The 16,293-nt window shown below is 67.5% G+C and carries 8 protein-coding genes, 3 rRNA genes and 1 pseudogene; 2 read left to right on the forward strand and 10 right to left on the reverse strand.

All coding sequences use genetic code 11. The features are described 5' to 3' along the window. Positions 1-7: 7 nt before the first annotated feature. From RBL05_RS03295 to RBL05_RS03310, 4 genes are read right to left on the reverse strand one after another with little or no spacing between them, the layout of a single operon-like run. Positions 8-952, reverse strand: a complete 945-nt coding sequence (locus RBL05_RS03295) for an NAD kinase (protein ID WP_308740616.1) — start codon at positions 950-952, stop codon at positions 8-10. A 3-nt stretch (positions 953-955) separates the two neighbouring features. Beyond that, a complete protein-coding gene (locus tag RBL05_RS03300; protein WP_308740615.1) occupies positions 956-1,840 on the reverse strand; it encodes a TlyA family RNA methyltransferase in 885 nt (294 codons plus the stop codon). Beyond that, on the reverse strand, positions 1,837-2,865 hold the full coding sequence (locus RBL05_RS03305; RefSeq protein WP_308740614.1) for an HAD-IIA family hydrolase: 1,029 nt from the start codon (positions 2,863-2,865) through the stop codon (positions 1,837-1,839). The genes RBL05_RS03300 and RBL05_RS03305 overlap by 4 nt, the downstream gene beginning before the upstream one ends. Then, complete coding sequence (locus tag RBL05_RS03310) at positions 2,862-3,845, reverse strand: hypothetical protein (protein WP_308740613.1); 984 nt, start codon at positions 3,843-3,845, stop codon at positions 2,862-2,864. Before RBL05_RS03310 ends, RBL05_RS03305 begins: the two co-directional genes overlap by 4 nt. A 1,191-nt stretch (positions 3,846-5,036) precedes the next feature. Between RBL05_RS03310 and RBL05_RS03315 the strand changes: the two are divergent. Next, positions 5,037-6,316 (forward strand): annotated as a pseudogene (locus tag RBL05_RS03315) (MBL fold metallo-hydrolase). A 4-nt stretch (positions 6,317-6,320) separates the two neighbouring features. Here RBL05_RS03315 and rrf read toward each other — a convergent pair. From rrf to RBL05_RS03335, 4 genes are all read right to left on the reverse strand, one after another. After that, a 5S ribosomal RNA gene (rrf, locus tag RBL05_RS03320) occupies positions 6,321-6,437 on the reverse strand. 121 nt (positions 6,438-6,558) lie between these two features. Then, positions 6,559-9,626: ribosomal RNA gene (locus RBL05_RS03325) — 23S ribosomal RNA — on the reverse strand. A gap of 340 nt (positions 9,627-9,966) precedes the next feature. Then, positions 9,967-11,486 (reverse strand): 16S ribosomal RNA (locus tag RBL05_RS03330). Together the 16S, 23S and 5S rRNA genes form the textbook arrangement of a ribosomal RNA operon. 488 nt (positions 11,487-11,974) lie before the next feature. Next, positions 11,975-12,673 (reverse strand): demethylmenaquinone methyltransferase, encoded by a 699-nt coding sequence (locus RBL05_RS03335; RefSeq protein WP_308740612.1) that lies wholly within the window; start codon positions 12,671-12,673, stop codon positions 11,975-11,977. A 159-nt stretch (positions 12,674-12,832) separates the two neighbouring features. Between RBL05_RS03335 and serC the strand changes: the two genes are divergently transcribed. Then, positions 12,833-14,002, forward strand: a complete 1,170-nt coding sequence (serC, locus tag RBL05_RS03340; protein WP_308740611.1) for a phosphoserine transaminase — start codon at positions 12,833-12,835, stop codon at positions 14,000-14,002. A 298-nt stretch (positions 14,003-14,300) separates the two neighbouring features. On the opposite strand, the gene RBL05_RS03345 is transcribed toward serC, so the two are convergent. After that, a complete protein-coding gene (locus RBL05_RS03345; RefSeq protein WP_308740610.1) occupies positions 14,301-14,750 on the reverse strand; it encodes a MarR family winged helix-turn-helix transcriptional regulator in 450 nt (149 codons plus the stop codon). Continuing rightward, complete coding sequence (locus tag RBL05_RS03350; protein ID WP_318604077.1) at positions 14,747-16,264, reverse strand: NCS2 family permease; 1,518 nt, start codon at positions 16,262-16,264, stop codon at positions 14,747-14,749. The genes RBL05_RS03345 and RBL05_RS03350 overlap by 4 nt, the downstream gene beginning before the upstream one ends. Positions 16,265-16,293: the final 29 nt, after the last annotated feature.

Consider the following 16,293-nt stretch of genomic DNA (forward strand, 5'->3'; position numbering starts at 1 on the left):
GCGCCCTTCAGCGGGTGCGCGGGCCGCGGCCCCGCCAGCCCACGACGGGCAGCTGGAACTTCTCGACCAGTCGATCGGCGAACGGGGTCGGGGCGAGGCGGACCAGACGCACCGAGTGCGCGGAGAGCCGCGCCTCGATCCGCATCCCCGCCACGATGTCCTCCCCGCGGCGCCCGTCGAGGGTGAGGATCGCGTCGTCGCGGTTGTCCATGGTCATCTCGACGGCGATCTCGGAGGAGCGTCCCAGCACCAGCGGCCGGGCGAAGAGGGCGTGGGCGGCGAGCGGGATGAGCATCATCGCGTCGACCTCGGGCCAGATGACGGGACCGCCGGCGCTGAACGCGTAGGCGGTCGACCCGGTCGGGGTGGACAGCAGCACCCCGTCGGCGCCGAAGCTCGAGACGGGCCGGCCGTCGATCTCGATCGCGACGTTGATCATCTTCTGCCGGTCGGCCTTCTCCAGGGACGCCTCGTTCAGCGCCCAGTGGTGCCCGATCTGCTCGTCGTGCTCGTCGAGGACGGCGATGTCCAGGGTGGAGCGCTTCTCGATCTCGTAGTCGCCGTCCAGGAGCCGGGCGACGGTGATGGAGAGGTCCTCGACCTCGCTCTCGGCGAGGAAGCCGACATGGCCGAGGTTCACGCCGTGGACGGGGATGTCGGCCTCGCGCACGGCCTCGAGGGCGCGCAGGATGGTGCCGTCGCCGCCGAGGACGATGCCGAGCTCGACGGCGTCCGCAGCCGAGACGGCGTCGAGCACGTCCACGCCGCCGTTGGTGAGGAAGGTCAGCAGGCGCGGCGGCGCCTCGTCCTCGGGCAGGGAGAGGACCTCGTCGACCTGCTCGTCGACGACCACCGCGCGCACGCCCCGGCGGCGCAGCTCCTCGAGGACAGTGAGCATGGCGCGCAGCGCCGCCCGACGGCCGGTGTGCACGTACAGGAGGAACCGTCGCATGGGTCAGTCCTCCTCGGGGGCGTTCTGGTCGCAGCGGCGCCGCGGGAGTGCCCCACCCACGGCAGATCCGATCATGTCATAGGCCTGCGCATCCGGCGTGCAGGACGAGCCGGGCGCGGTGGCCCCTGCAGCATGCGGCCGGACCGAGCGGGCGGGCCGCAGGTGCACGAAGTACTCGCGGTTGCCGTCCTGGCCGGGCAGGGCGCTGGGGCCGATCGCCGCGAGCTCGATCCCCTGCTCGGCGGCGGTCTCGACCACGCCCTCCACGGCGCGGATCCGGGCGGCGGGATCGGTGACCACGCCGGTGCGGGGCAGCGCCTGCCGCCCGACCTCGAACTGGGGCTTGACCATGAGCAGCAGCTCCCCGTGCGGCGCGGTCACGCCCGCAAGGGCCGGCAGGACGGTGCGCAGGGAGATGAAGGAGAGATCCGCGACGACGAGGTCGACGCGGGCGCCGAGCAGGCCCGGGGTGAGGTCGCGCACGCTCGTGCCGTCGCGCACCTCGACGCGGGCGTCCTCGCGCACATGGTCGGCGAGCTGGTCGTGGCCGATGTCGACGGCGATCACGCGATCGGCGCCGCGGCGCAGCAGCACGTCGGTGAACCCGCCGGTCGAGGCGCCCGCGTCGAGGCAGAGCAGGCCGCGAGGGTCGAGCTCGAGCAGATCGAGCGCGCCGGCGAGCTTGTGCGCGGCACGGGAGGCGTACTCGATGCCGTCGGGCACGTCGACGACGGTCAGGCGCGCCCCGTCGGGGACAGGGGCCGAGGGCTTGTCGGCCCGGCGCCCGTCGATCCGCGCGCGTCCCTCCTCGACGATGCGCCGGGCGTGGGTGCGGGACCGTGCGAGGCCAGCTTCGAGCAGCGCGACGTCGAGCCGGTCCCCGCTCACCGGGCGGCGGCCGCGGCGGGCAGGGCGGTGGCCCCGTCGCGGCTCAGCAGGCGTCCCGGCCAGGCGTGCTCGGGATGGGTCGTGCGCAGCAGCGAGAGCACGGCCCGCAGCACGCGCGGGTCGTCGGCCTCGCCGTGGACGACGGCGATGTCCTCGCCCTCGCGGCGCACCGAGACGGCGCCGCAGGCGGCGCCGTCCCCGTCGACGACGGGCAGCGGGAAGGGTGCGGCGATCCCGGCGAGGTCCGGGGTGATGAACGTGGGGCGCCGCACCGGCTCGGCGTGCAGGGCGGTCTCGACCGTGTCGACGCCGGTGAGGACGAGCAGGGAGTCCATCCCGGCACGGACGGCGCCCTCGATGTCGGTGTCCAGCCGGTCGCCGACCACGAGCGGGCGGCGGGCGCCGATCCGGGTCGCGGCGACGGTGAACATGCCCGGCTCGGGCTTGCCGGCGACCTCGGGTTCGGCGCCGGTGGCGTGGCGCAGGGAGGCGACGAGGGAGCCGTTGCCGGGGGCGAGGCCGCGCTCGGTGGGCAGGGTCGCATCGACGTTGGTGGCCATCCAGCGCGCGCCGCGGCGGATCGCGTAGGCCCCTTCGGCCAGGCGCGCCCAGCCGAGGTCCGGGGACCAGCCCTGGACCACGGCGACGACGTCCTCGGCATCCGTCTCGACCGGCTCGAGCCCGTCGGCGCGGAGCTGGTCGGCGAGGCTGGGTCCGCCGACGACGAGCACCTTCGCGCCGGGGGCGAGGTCCTCGGCGAGCAGGCGCGAGGCGACCTGCGGGGAGGTCACGAACTCTTCGGGGCTCGCCTCGAGGCCGATCACGGCGAGGTGGTCGGCGGCCTGCTGCGGGGTGCGGGAGGCGTTGTTGGTCGCGAAGACGACGGAGCGGCCGGCGGCCCGGGCGGTCTCGACCGCCTCGACGGCGTGCGGGATCGGCCGGGCGCCGTGCATGAGGGTGCCGTCGAGGTCGAACAGCAGCGCGTCGTGGAGGTCCAGGAGCGAGGGGTCGGGCCGGCGGATCACGCGGACTCCTCCCGGGTTTCGGACTCCGGGGCGCCGGGGCGGTCGGCCTCGTCGGAGCTCTCCGCCGTCACGATCGCGTCGCCGTCCTCCGCGCCGTCGCCCTCGGTGTCGTCCGCGTCGCGACGCTCGGTGTCGTCGGCGGCCTCCGCCGCGCTCTCCGCTCCGTCGACGTCGCCTGCCTCATAAGCGTCGGCGTCCGCGCCGGCATCCACCGGGGCGTCGCCGTCCTCTGCATCGTCGGCGCCGTCCTGGTCGTCCTGCGCGTAGGGGTCGAAGGCGTCGAGCACACTGATCTGCTCGTCGCCCTCCAGGACGGGCGCCTCGTCGGGCGCGGGAGCCGGCCGGCCGAGACGCTCGGCGGCATCGGTGAGGCCCTCGGTGTCCGCGTCGGCGGCGAGCGTCATCCAGCGCCGCGCCTCGTCCTCGCGCTCCGCGCGCTCGAGGAGGTCGGCGTAGGCGACCCAGAGCCGCACCTGCCAGCGACCGTCGATCTTGTGCCGCAGGGCCGGGATCTCGAGGGTGCGCAGGGCGGTCTGGACGTCACCGGTGTCGGCGTAGGCGCCGGCGACGACCATCATCAGCTCGATCGCGGACTCGACCCCGAGGGCGGCGGCCTCCTCCGAGGCCGCGATGTCCAGGGCGCGCTCGGGCCGGCCGAGGCCGCGCTCGCAGTCGGCGATCATCGGCAGGACATCGGTGCGCCCGGTGATGCGCATCGCGGTGCGCAGCTCACGGGATGCGGTGCGGTAGTCGCCGGCGTGATAGGCGAAGATGCCGTAGACCTCGCGCACGATGCCGACGCGTCCGCCGAGACGGGCGGCGAAGCGGGCGTGGGCGAGGGCGGTCTCGGGGTCGGTGTCCTCAAGGAGCTGGGCGGAGACGAGATGGCGACCGACGCGCTCCGCGGTCTCCTTGCTCAGGCCCCGCAGCTCCGCGTGTGTCTCCTTGTCGAGCTCGCGGCCGGTGATGCCCTCGGGCACGCGCGGCTCGATCGGCCGATCGGCGCGCTGCTCCTCGCCCGGACGGCCGCTGCGACGGTCCTCACGGCGGCCCGCGTCCCGGCCCCGGTCGCGCGAGCCGCCCCGGCGGTCGTCGAAACGGTCCTGGCCGCCGCGGCGGGGTCGATCATCACGGCGGGGCCGGTCGTCCCGGCGCTGACCAGTACCTCCGCGACGCTCCTCGCCGCTCCCCCGTCGGTCGCGGTCCTCGCGCCAGGGCCGATCGTCGCGGCGCGGCCGATCGTCGCGGCGACCGCGGTCCTCGCGGCGCGGCCCTGCATAGCGGTCCCCGCGCTCCCCGCCCTGGGGACGGTTCTCGCGCCAGGGGCGGTCGTCGCGGCGAGCACGGTCGTCGCGTCCGCGGGTGTCGTCGCGGCGCTCGCCCTCCCTGCGCGGACGGTCCTCCCGGTGCGGGCGATCCTGCCACCGGCCTCGGTCCTCGCGGTAGGGGCGGTTCTCGCGGCGGTCCGCGCCGTCGGCGCGGGGGCGATCGTTCCTACGCGGACGGTCATCGTGACGGGGGCGGTCGTCCTGACGGGGGCGATAGGGGCGGTCGCCGTCCCGGCGGGGTCCGCCCTCGCGGCGTGCTCCTCCGTCGCGGGAGGGGCCTGCGTCGCGGCGGCCTCGAGGACCCCCGGCGCGGCCGCCGGCGGACGCGCCGGATCGAGGCGTCGAGCCACGCTCGTCCCGCCGCCGACCGTCACGACCCCAGTCGTCCCGGCCGCGGTCGCTCCCGTTGTTGCTGTGCTCAGCCACCTGGACCGCCCGCCTCTTCGTCTCGCCCTGTGCGCCCTATGCGTTTGTCTCCCGGCGACTCTAAGCCAGAGCATGCCCTTGACCCTCGGGTAACGGCATCATCCGTGACTGCTTTCACGGGGCTCCCAGACTCCGGGAACCGACGGTGCTCGGCTTCGCGGACCCGGCGCCGGCGCAGCGGCGCACTGCCCGGAGCCCTCCCGTCGCGCACCGCTCGCCCCCTCCGATCTCGGCGCTCTGTCTCCCGCTCGGCGTCGCGACGCGCACCCGTCCCACTCCGCGATCCCCGCCGGTTCCTCTCCGCGATCCCCGCCATGTGTCCCTCGGGAACGGGGCGTACCCTCGAAAGCGTTTGGGTCCTCGGCCACTTGGACGGCCCCGCCCGGTCACCGTGCCTCGCAGCCACCAAGAGGAGCCGTGCTCCTCGAACGCCTCTACGACGAGGGCCTCTCCCAGGCGAGCTATCTCGTCGCCTGCCAGGACAGCGGCAGGCGCTCGTGGTCGATCCGCGGCGCGACATCGTCGTCTATCTCGACCTCGCCCGGCATCGAGGTCTGCGGATCGTCGCCGTGACCGAGCCCCATGTCCATGCGGACTTCCTCTCCGGGACGCGCGAGCTCGCCGCGGCGACGGGCGCGACCGCCTATGTCCCGGGGGAGGGTGGCGAGGACTGGCAGTACGACTTCCCGGCCGAGCGCCTCCACGACGGCGACACGATCGAGCTCGGCGTGGTCACGATCACCGCCCGCCACACGCCGGGCACACCCCGGAGCATCTCTCGTTCCTCATCACCGACACCTCCTTCGCGCCGAGCCCCGGGCATCTCCTCAGCGGGACTTCGTCTTCGCGGGCGATCTGGGGCGGCCGGATCTGCTGGACGAGGCGGCCGGTATGAAGGACACGCGCATCGACGGGGCACGGCAGCTCTTCGCCTCGCTGCGGGACGTGCTCCTCTCCCTCCCCGACCATGTCCAGGTGCTCCCGGGCCACGGCGCCGGCTCGGCCTGTGGGAAGTCCCTCGGGGCCGTGCCCTCCACGACGGTCGGCTATGAGCGAAGCTTCGCCTGGTGGGCTCCGCATCTCGCGGCCGACGACGAGCAGGGCTTCGTCAAGGACCTCCTGGACAGTCAGCCCGATGCCCACGCCTACTTCGGACGGATGAAACGTCAGAACGTCCTCGGGCCGGCTCTGCTGGGCGAGAGGACTCTCCCCGCCGCGTCGATGCGTCGGAGATCTCCTCGGGGATGGCGTCCGGCGCGATCGTCCTCGTGGACACGAGGCCCGTCGCCGAGGTGCACGAGGGCATGGTTCCCGGTGCGCTCAGCATCCCCGCCCCGGGCAAGGCCGCCTCCCCTATCGGCTGGGCCTTCGGCCCGGAGTCCGACGACGCAGAGATCATCGTCCTCGCCATCGCCTTCTGCCAGTCGGGGCTGCGCGCCTCCGTAGCCGCGAACTCTCCGCGACGGGCCGGCCATGAGGCGACCGAGGTCGACGGCAGCTACGCCGGCTCGTCCCGCTGGCAGCAGGAGAACGACGCGCCGGCACGCGCCCGAGAGAAGCGCCCCGATTCCCGCAGAAGGCCCCGTGACCGGAGAATCTCCTCGCTCACGGGCACTCTCCCTGTTCGCGGGCATGAAAAAGGGAGTGGAGGAGGCGAACACCCGCAAGGGGTTCAAGCGCTCCTCCACTCCCAGTGAAGATGTCCGGCGGCGACCTACTCTCCCACACCCTCCCGAGTGCAGTACCATCGGCGCGATCGAGCTTAGCTTCCGGGTTCGGAATGGAACCGGGCGTTTCCTCGACGCTATGACCGCCGTAACACGATGAGACACAACCAGCCACCCACCCACACCAAAAAAAGTGCCGGCAGCAGGGTTGTTCCCCAAGAACCGCACAGTGGACGCGAACACACACAGCAAACAACACGCGCAAAGAATGTTGTTGTAAGTCATCGGCCATTAGTACCAGTCAGCTCCACACATTGCTGTGCTTCCACATCTGGCCTATCAACCCAGTCATCTACTGGGGGCCTCACACACCTCAAGGGTGCAAGGATATCTCATCTCGAAGCAGGCTTCCCGCTTAGATGCTTTCAGCGGTTATCCCTTCCCGACGTAGCCAACCAGCCATGCCCTTGGCAGAACAACTGGCACACCAGAGGTCAGTCCATCCCGGTCCTCTCGTACTAGGGACAGGACTTCTCAAATATCCAACGCGCGCAGCGGATAGGGACCGAACTGTCTCACGACGTTCTAAACCCAGCTCGCGTACCGCTTTAATAGGCGAACAGCCTAACCCTTGGGACCAACTCCAGCCCCAGGATGCGACGAGCCGACATCGAGGTGCCAAACCATGCCGTCGATATGAGCTCTTGGGCAAGATCAGCCTGTTATCCCCGGGGTACCTTTTATCCGTTGAGCGACACCCATTCCACAATGAGGTGCCGGATCACTAGTTCCTGCTTTCGCACCTGCCCGACATGTCTGTCTCGCAGTCAAGCTCCCTTGTGCACTTACACTCAACACCTGATTGCCAACCAGGCTGAGGGAACCTTTGAGCGCCTCCGTTACTCTTTAGGAGGCAACCGCCCCAGTTAAACTACCCATCAGACACTGTCCCTGATCCGGATCACGGACCGAGGTTAGGAATCCAGAACGACCAGAGTGGTATTTCAACGACGACTCCACACTCACTGGCGTGAATGCTTCCCAGTCTCCCACCTATCCTACACAAGCCGTCCCGAACACCAATATCAAACTATAGTAAAGGTCCCGGGGTCTTTCCGTCCTGCTGCGCGTAACGAGCATCTTTACTCGTAATGCAATTTCGCCGAGTTCGCGGTTGAGACAGTGGAGAAGTCGTTACGCCATTCGTGCAGGTCGGAACTTACCCGACAAGGAATTTCGCTACCTTAGGATGGTTATAGTTACCACCGCCGTTTACTGGGGCTTAAATTCTCAGCTTCGAACTCCGAAAAGCTCTAACCGGTCCTCTTAACCTTCCAGCACCGGGCAGGCGTCAGTCCGTATACAGCGTCTTACGACTTCGCACGGACCTGTGTTTTTAATAAACAGTCGCTTCTCCCTGGTCTCTGCGGCCCTCTCCGCTCTCACGGATCGGGCCCCCCTTCTCCCGAAGTTACGGGGGCATTTTGCCGAGTTCCTTAACCACGATTCTCTCGAACGCCTCGGTATTCTCTACCTGATCACCTGAGTCGGTTTAGGGTACGGGCGACCGTATTCGTCACGCCGGAACTTTTCTAGGCAGTACAGGATCACTCACCTACGCCCATACGGGATCCCCATCACGTCTCACCCTCATGGCCCCAGCATTACCCGGGGCCGGGCTGCACGCTTAGACGGACTATTCCATTAAGTCCGCGGAAGCTACCTCTCTGCGTCATCCCACGCGCTGACCTACTACGACCTTGGTTCCCAGCCTCACCACCATCCACACCCCGAAGGGTGCGGTGACAGCTCGGGTGGTTAGCATCAGCCGCCTCGGTATGGGTCCTCCTACGATCGGTTCGGGAATATCAACCCGATGTCCATCGACTACGCCTGTCGGCCTCGCCTTAGGTCCCGACTAACCCAGGGCGGATAAACCTGGCCCTGGAACCCTTGATCAATCGGCGGACGGGTTTCTCACCCGTCTTTCGCTACTCATGCCTGCATTCTCACTCGTACAGCCTCCACCACTGGGTTCCCCCGCAGCTTCACCGGCTGTACGACGCTCCCCTACCCACCCCAACAAAAGTTGGAGTGACACAGCTTCGGCGGTGTGCTTGAGCCCCGCTACATTGTCGGCGCAGAATCACTTGACCAGTGAGCTATTACGCACTCTTTCAAGGGTGGCTGCTTCTAAGCCAACCTCCTGGTTGTCTCAGCAACTCCACATCCTTTTCCACTTAGCACACGCTTAGGGGCCTTAGCTGATGTTCTGGGCTGTTTCCCTCTCGACCATGAAGCTTATCCCCCACAGTCTCACTGCTGCGCTCTCACGTACCGGCATTCGGAGTTTGGCTAAGGTCAGTAACCCGGTGGGGCCCATCGCCTATCCAGTGCTCTACCTCCGGCACGAAACACGCAACGCTGCACCTAAATGCATTTCGGGGAGAACCAGCTATCACGAAGTTTGATTGGCCTTTCACCCCTATCCACAGGTCATCCCCTCCATTTTCAACTGAAGTGGGTTCGCGCCTCCACGCGGTCTTACCCGCGCTTCACACTGCCCATGGATAGATCACTTCGCTTCGGGTCTAGAGCCGGCGACTGAACGCCCCGTTCAGACTCGCTTTCGCTACGGCTACCCCACACGGGTTAACCTCGCCACCGACCACTAACTCGCAGGCTCATTCTTCAAAAGGCACGCCGTCACCCCTCAAGGCTCCGACGGATTGTAAGCGCACGGTTTCAGGTACTATTTCACTCCCCTCCCGGGGTGCTTTTCACCTTTCCCTCACGGTACTTGTCCGCTATCGGTCACAAGGTAGTATTCAGGCTTACCAGGTGGTCCTGGCAGATTCACACCGGATTTCACGGGCCCGGTGCTACTCGGGAACAGCGTCACGCCACGCACTGGTTTCGTCTACGGGGGTCACACCCTCTACGCCACCGCACTCACCACGGCTTCGACTACCACTGCGCGTACACGTCGCAAGGCCGGCAGACCCCACAGACACGTCCCACAACCCCTGACCTGCAACCCCTGCCGGGTATCACACAGACCAGGTTTAGCCTCCTCCGCTTTCGCTCGCCACTACTCACGGAATCACTATTTGTTTTCTCTTCCTGCGGGTACTGAGATGTTTCACTTCCCCGCGTTCCCTCCACACTGCCTATACATTCAGCAGCGGGTACCACGACATGACTCGTGGTGGGTTTCCCCATTCGGACATCCTCGGATCACAGTTCGGTTGTCAACTCCCCGAGGCTTAACGCAGACTCCCACGTCCTTCGTCGGCTCCTTGTGCCAAGGCATCCACCGTGCGCCCTTTAAAACTTACGGCAACACAAAGACACTTTGCGCTTAAAAATTGCTTACAAGATGCTCGCGTCCACTATACAGTTCTCAAGAAACAACCCCACACCCACCACCACCATCCAACGGACAGTCATGGCCGGGGGGACCAGCCACACACCCCCACAAACGGGGGCTGCGTGCAGCCTCACAACCCAATAGCGTGTCTCCACCTCGAACCCGCTGCCCTCACACGTTCCATCCCGAAGGAGTACTAGCGATCAGCGCAGCAGATGAAGTGCCCATCCATCGATGTTCCACCCTTGAGCAACCACCCGCCTGACACTCGCAGACGACGATGGCCACCAATACTGGTGATGCTCCTTAGAAAGGAGGTGATCCAGCCGCACCTTCCGGTACGGCTACCTTGTTACGACTTAGTCCCAATCACCGATCCCACCTTCGACAGCTCCCTCACGAGGATGGGCCACTGGCTTCGGGTGTTACCGACTTTCGTGACTTGACGGGCGGTGTGTACAAGGCCCGGGAACGTATTCACCGCAGCGTTGCTGATCTGCGATTACTAGCGACTCCGACTTCATGGGGTCGAGTTGCAGACCCCAATCCGAACTGAGGCCGGCTTTTTGGGATTCGCTCCACCTCACAGTTTCGCAACCCATTGTACCGACCATTGTAGCATGCTTGAAGCCCAAGACATAAGGGGCATGATGATTTGACGTCGTCCCCACCTTCCTCCGAGTTGACCCCGGCAGTCTCCTATGAGTCCCCACCATCACGTGCTGGCAACATAGAACAAGGGTTGCGCTCGTTGCGGGACTTAACCCAACATCTCACGACACGAGCTGACGACAACCATGCACCACCTGTGCACCAGTCCAAAGAAAGCCACATTTCTGCAGCCGTCCAGTGCATGTCAAGCCTTGGTAAGGTTCTTCGCGTTGCATCGAATTAATCAGCATGCTCCGCCGCTTGTGCGGGCCCCCGTCAATTCCTTTGAGTTTTAGCCTTGCGGCCGTACTCCCCAGGCGGGGCACTTAATGCGTTAGCTACGGCGCGGAAAACGTGGAATGTCCCCCACACCTAGTGCCCAACGTTTACGGCATGGACTACCAGGGTATCTAATCCTGTTCGCTACCCATGCTTTCGCTTCTCAGTGTCAGTAATGGCCCAGAGACCTGCCTTCGCCATCGGTGTTCTTCCTGATATCTGCGCATTTCACCGCTACACCAGGAGTTCCAGTCTCCCCTACCACACTCTAGCCTGCCCGTACCCACCGCACGCCCGAGGTTGAGCCTCGGGTTTTCACGGCAGACGCGACAAGCCACCTACAAGCTCTTTACGCCCAATAATTCCGGACAACGCTTGCGCCCTACGTATTACCGCGGCTGCTGGCACGTAGTTAGCCGGCGCTTCTTCTGCAGGTACCGTCACTCTCGCTTCTTCCCTACTGAAAGGGGTTTACAACCCGAAGGCCGTCATCCCCCACGCGGCGTCGCTGCATCAGGCTTTCGCCCATTGTGCAATATTCCCCACTGCTGCCTCCCGTAGGAGTCTGGGCCGTGTCTCAGTCCCAGTGTGGCCGGTCGCCCTCTCAGGCCGGCTACCCGTCATCGTCTTGGTGAGCCATCACCTCACCAACAAACTGATAGGCCGCGAGTCCATCCCCCACCGATAAATCTTTCAAGCACCCACCATGCGATGAGTGCTCGTATCCGGTATTAGCCACGATTTCCCGAGGTTATCCCGAAGTGGGGGGCAGGTTACTCACGTGTTACTCACCCGTTCGCCACTAATCAGGTGGTGCAAGCACCACCGTCATCGTTCGACTTGCATGTGTTAAGCACGCCGCCAGCGTTCGTCCTGAGCCAGGATCAAACTCTCCATGAAAATCATGAAAAACTATAAACCTGACAAAATAAACAAACAACCAGCATTTAACTGCTGTATCATCCGTTATAATCTGCCATTCAAAATAATGGCATCGATAAACAGACACGCTATTGAGATATCAAGCAACACGCGCACTCAGCGTTCGGAACCTTTTCAAGTTCTTCGCCCTGAGGCAACCCGTCTAACTTAGGACTTCCGCTCCCCCGAGTCAAATCGCTGCGGTGTGATCCGCGCCGCGATCCTCTTCCGAGAACCTTCCGCCCCAGGTCAGGACCAGTTCCAAGTTCTCGACCATGGGCCGATCCGCTGTCCCGATCTCCTGGGCACGAGGAAGAACATTACGGGGGTTCAGAGACCCCGTCAAGCCAGAACGACCCTTTTCGAGGTGGCCTCGACCACATCGCTCCCCGTCGAGGCGCGCATCGGCCCCGTCGCCGATCTTCGTCTCGCCTGTCCGTGCAGGTCAGGGCGAGGATCGAGGGAGGTCAGCGAGCGGGCACCACTCCACGGTGCAGGGCGACGATGCCCCCGCTGAGGTTTCGGTACTGGACCTGCTCGAGGCCGGCCTGTGCGAACCATCCGCGCAGCGCCTCCTGGTCCGGCCAGTCCAGGATCGACTCGGCGAGGTAGTCGTAGGCGTCGGCGCTCGTGGCGACGCGTCGTGCCACGGCGGGCAGCGCACGCAGCAGGTAGTTCTCGTAGACCGCCCGGAAGGGACGCCACGTCGGGGTCGAGAACTCGCACACCACGACGCGGCCGCCCGGGCGGACCACCCGGGACATCTCGGCGAGCGCCCGGCGCGGCTCATGGACGTTGCGCAGGCCGAAGGAGATCACCGCGGCCTCGAAGGAGTCGTCCGCGAAGGGGAGGTGCTGGGCGTCGGCGCCCACGAACGGGACCGGCGCACCTCGTCGGCGACCCTCGGTCATCATCCCGAGCGAGAAGTCGGCGGCGACCACCTGCGCGCCGGCGCGGGCGATGGCGGCGCTCGAGGTGCCGGTGCCGGCGGCGAGGTCCAGGACCTGGTCCCCCGCAGCGATGTCGAGGGACTCGACCATCTTCTCTCGCCACATCCCGACCTGCCCCATCGCGGCGACGTCGTTCATCAGGTCGTAGCGGCGGGCGATGCCGTCGAACATCGTCGCGACGTCGTACGGCTGCTTCTCGAGATCGGCACGGCTCATGCCCTGATCCTCGCACGGACCGTGGCCCGGGAGCGCACGTCGGCCCGCACCCCCTACGCTCCCCGGACAGACCGAGGCGTCGGAAGACGTTCCTGGAAGAATGCCCCCGGGCCGCCTCGTGACCGGGCGGCCCGGACCGTCCTCGTGAGGAGAGCTCGAATGACCGCTGCCAGCACCGCTCGCACCGACGCCCTGCGCGCCCTGACCATCCCCTCGGAGCTGCTTCCCTCCGACGGACGCTTCGGCTCCGGTCCCTCCCGGGTGCGCGATGCGCAGATGGACGCGCTCTCCTCGGTGTCCCGCACGGTGATGGGCACCTCCCACCGTCAGGCGCCGGTCAAGCAGGTCGTCGCTCGTGTCCGTCAGGGCCTGGCCGAGCTCTTCTCCCTTCCCGAGGGGTACGAGGTGGTGCTCGGCAACGGAGGCTCCACCGCGTTCTGGGACGTGGCCGCCTACGGGCTGATCGAGGAGCGCTCCCAGCACCTCGTGCTCGGCGAGTTCTCGCAGAAGTTCGCCGCGGAGTCCTCCGGCGCACCGCATCTCGCGGAGCCCGAGGTCATCCGCGCCGAGCCGGGGAGCTGCCCCGCCCCGCGCGTCTCCGAGGACGTGGACGCCTATGCCTGGCCGCACAACGAGACCTCGACCGGCGTGATGGTCCCGGTCGCCCGTCCCGAGGGTGCGCGCGAGGACCAGCTCGTGCTCGTGGACGCGACCTCCGTGGCCGGCGCCGCGCAGGTGGACGTCTCGGCGACGGACGCGTACTACTTCGCGCCGCAGAAGGCCTTCGCCTCCGACGGCGGGCTGTGGCTCGCGCTCCTCTCCCCCGCCGCGATCGAGCGTGCGGAGCGCCTCGGCACGGCAGCGGACCGCTGGATCCCGTCCTTCCTCTCCCTCACCGCCGCGATCGACAACTCCCGCAAGGACCAGACGCTCAACACCCCGGCGGTGGCGACCCTTGTGCTGATGGCCGAGCAGATCGAATGGATGCTCGCCCAGGGCGGTCTCGCCTGGGCCGACTCCCGCACCCGCACCACCAGCGGCATGCTCCAGGCCTGGGCGGAGCGGCGCGAGGAGATCACCCCCTTCGTGACGGATCCGGCGGCGCGCTCGCAGGTCGTGACCACCCTCGACGTCGACGACTCGATCGATGCCACGGCCATCACCTCCGTGCTGCGGGCCCACGGGATCGTCGACATCGAGCCCTACCGCAAGCTCGGACGCAACCAGCTGCGCATCGCGACCTTCCCGGCCGTGGACGAGCAGGACGTCGCCGCGCTGATCGCAGTCCTGGACCACGTGCTCGACCGCTCGGCCGACGCCGTCTCCTGAGCACCTCGCCGGGCCGGGCGGCTCCCGCGCGCGGACCGCTGCGCGTCGGCCCGCCCGCGGGGATCACGCGTCCCACAGACCACGAAGGGCCCCATCCGCGGACGGGACCCTTCGTGCGTGCCGCACGCGCGTGCGAGGAGTCGTTGCGGCGCCGCGGCGAGGCACTTCGCGGTGCGGGCGGGGGCGGTGCCGCGCTTCTGCGTCGCCGAGCTTCTGCGTCGCCGTGGTCCCGGGGCGGCGCCCCGCTCGCCCGCGACGGCATCCCGGCGCCACCGTCTCTGCGTCCCTCCGCGCCCCGTCAGTCCCGCGGCGGGACCAGCGTGCGCCGCAGCAGGGCGGTCGCCTCGCCCAGGCTCTCCCGCTCCGCGGCGCTGATCCCGTCGAGACGGGAGCGCAGCCAGGCGTCCCGCTCCGCGCGGCCGGCCCGCACGAGCTCCCTGCCCCGGTCGGTGAGGGTCACCCGCACCTGCCGACCGTCCTCGGGGTGGGCGGAGCGGCGGACGAGCCCCGCCTCCTCGAGGCGGCCGAGCACGCGGGTCATCACCGGAGGGCTCACGTGCTCGAAGTCGGCCAGCGCCCCCGGGGTGGACTCCCCCGCCCGGTCCAGGTGCGCGAGCACCGAGAACTGCGAGGCGGAGACCGCATGCGAGGCGGTGTGCGAGCGCAGGATCCGCGAGGAGACCAGCAGCAGGCGCTGCAGCTCGGCGGCGAGCTCGGCGATCTCGGTCTCCGCCCCGGGATCGGTCACAGCAGCAGGCCCTCGACCGCGCCGCGCAGGAAGTACGCGACGAACATCAGGGCGATCACGTACATCAGCCAATGGATCGAGCGTGCCTTGCCCCGCACCAGCTTCAGCAGCACATACATGATGAAGCCGGCGCCCATGCCCACGGTGATCGAGTACGCGAAGGGCATCAGGATGATCGTGAGGAAGGCGGGGATCGCGATCTCGACGTCGGTGAAGTCGATGTCGGTGATCTGGGTCATCATCAGGAAGCCGACCATCACCAGCGCCGGGGTCGCCGCCTCGTAGGGCACCATGCCCACGAGCGGCGAGAGGAGGGTCGAGAGCAGGAACAGCACGCCGACGACCACGGCGGACAGCCCGGTGCGCGCGCCCTCGGCGACGCCGGAGGTGGACTCGACGAAGCTCGTGTTCGAGGAGACTCCGCCCATGCCGCCGGCGATCGCCGCGGCGGAGTCGACCACGAGGATCCGCTGGGAGTGCGGGATGTCGCCTTGCTCGTCGACGAGATCCGCCCCCGCGGCGACCCCGACCATGGTGCCCATGGTGTCGAAGAAGTCGGCCAGCAGCAGCGAGAACACGATGACGCTGGCGCCGACCGCTCCCGCGGCGGTGATCCCGCCGATCGGGTCGACGGTGAAGAGCGTGGAGAAGTCGGGGAGCTGGATCGGGAACTCGGAGACGGCCGGGACGTTCATCGCCCACCCGCCCGGATTGCCGGGGCCGTCGGCGCCGGCCGGGGCGAAGGCGCCCAGGTGGAGCACGCGCTCGATCACGATCGACAGCGCGGTCGCGGTGACGATGGCGATGAGGATCGCGCCGGGGACCTTGCGCACCCACAGCACGAACATGAGCAGCAGCCCGGCGACGAACACGAAGGTGGGCCAGCCGGTGAGGGACCCGTCGTTGCCGAGCTGGACCGGGGTGCCGTTCGCGGTCGTCACGAACTTCGCGTTGTACAGGCCCAGGAAGGCGATGAACAGCCCGATGCCGACGGCGATCGCGGTCTTGAGGAAGGCCGGGACGGCGTCGAAGACGGCCTTGCGGAAGCCGCTGAGCACCAGCAGCAGGATGACCACGCCCTCGATGACGACGAGGCCCATGGCGCCGCCCCAGGTCATGCCCGGCAGCGGGACGACGGAGTAGGCGAGATAGGCGTTCAGCCCGAGCCCGGCGGCCAGAGCCAGCGGGAACTTCGCCCACGCCCCCATGAAGATGCTCAGCAGTCCTGCGATGAGCGCGGTGCCGGCGGCGACGGCGGGGAGGTTCGGCTCGGTGCCGCCGCCGAGGTACATCCCGGTCGAGTCCGGCACCGTGCCGATGATCAGGGGGTTCAGCACCACGATGTAGCACATCGAGAAGAAGGTGACGATGCCGCCGCGGATCTCCCGAGGGATCGTCGAGCCGCGTGCGGTGATGCGGAACCAGCGGTCCAGGGCGCCGCGCGGCTCGGGGGGCGCGGTCGCGGCGTCGGGGGCGGTGCGCGGGGAGGAGGGGGAGGGATCGGCCTGCTGCATGAGGGCGATCGTATCGGCCCTGCGCCCAC

This window comes from Brachybacterium sp. GU-2, assembly GCF_030866705.2.
GTDB lineage: Bacteria > Actinomycetota > Actinomycetes > Actinomycetales > Dermabacteraceae > Brachybacterium > Brachybacterium conglomeratum.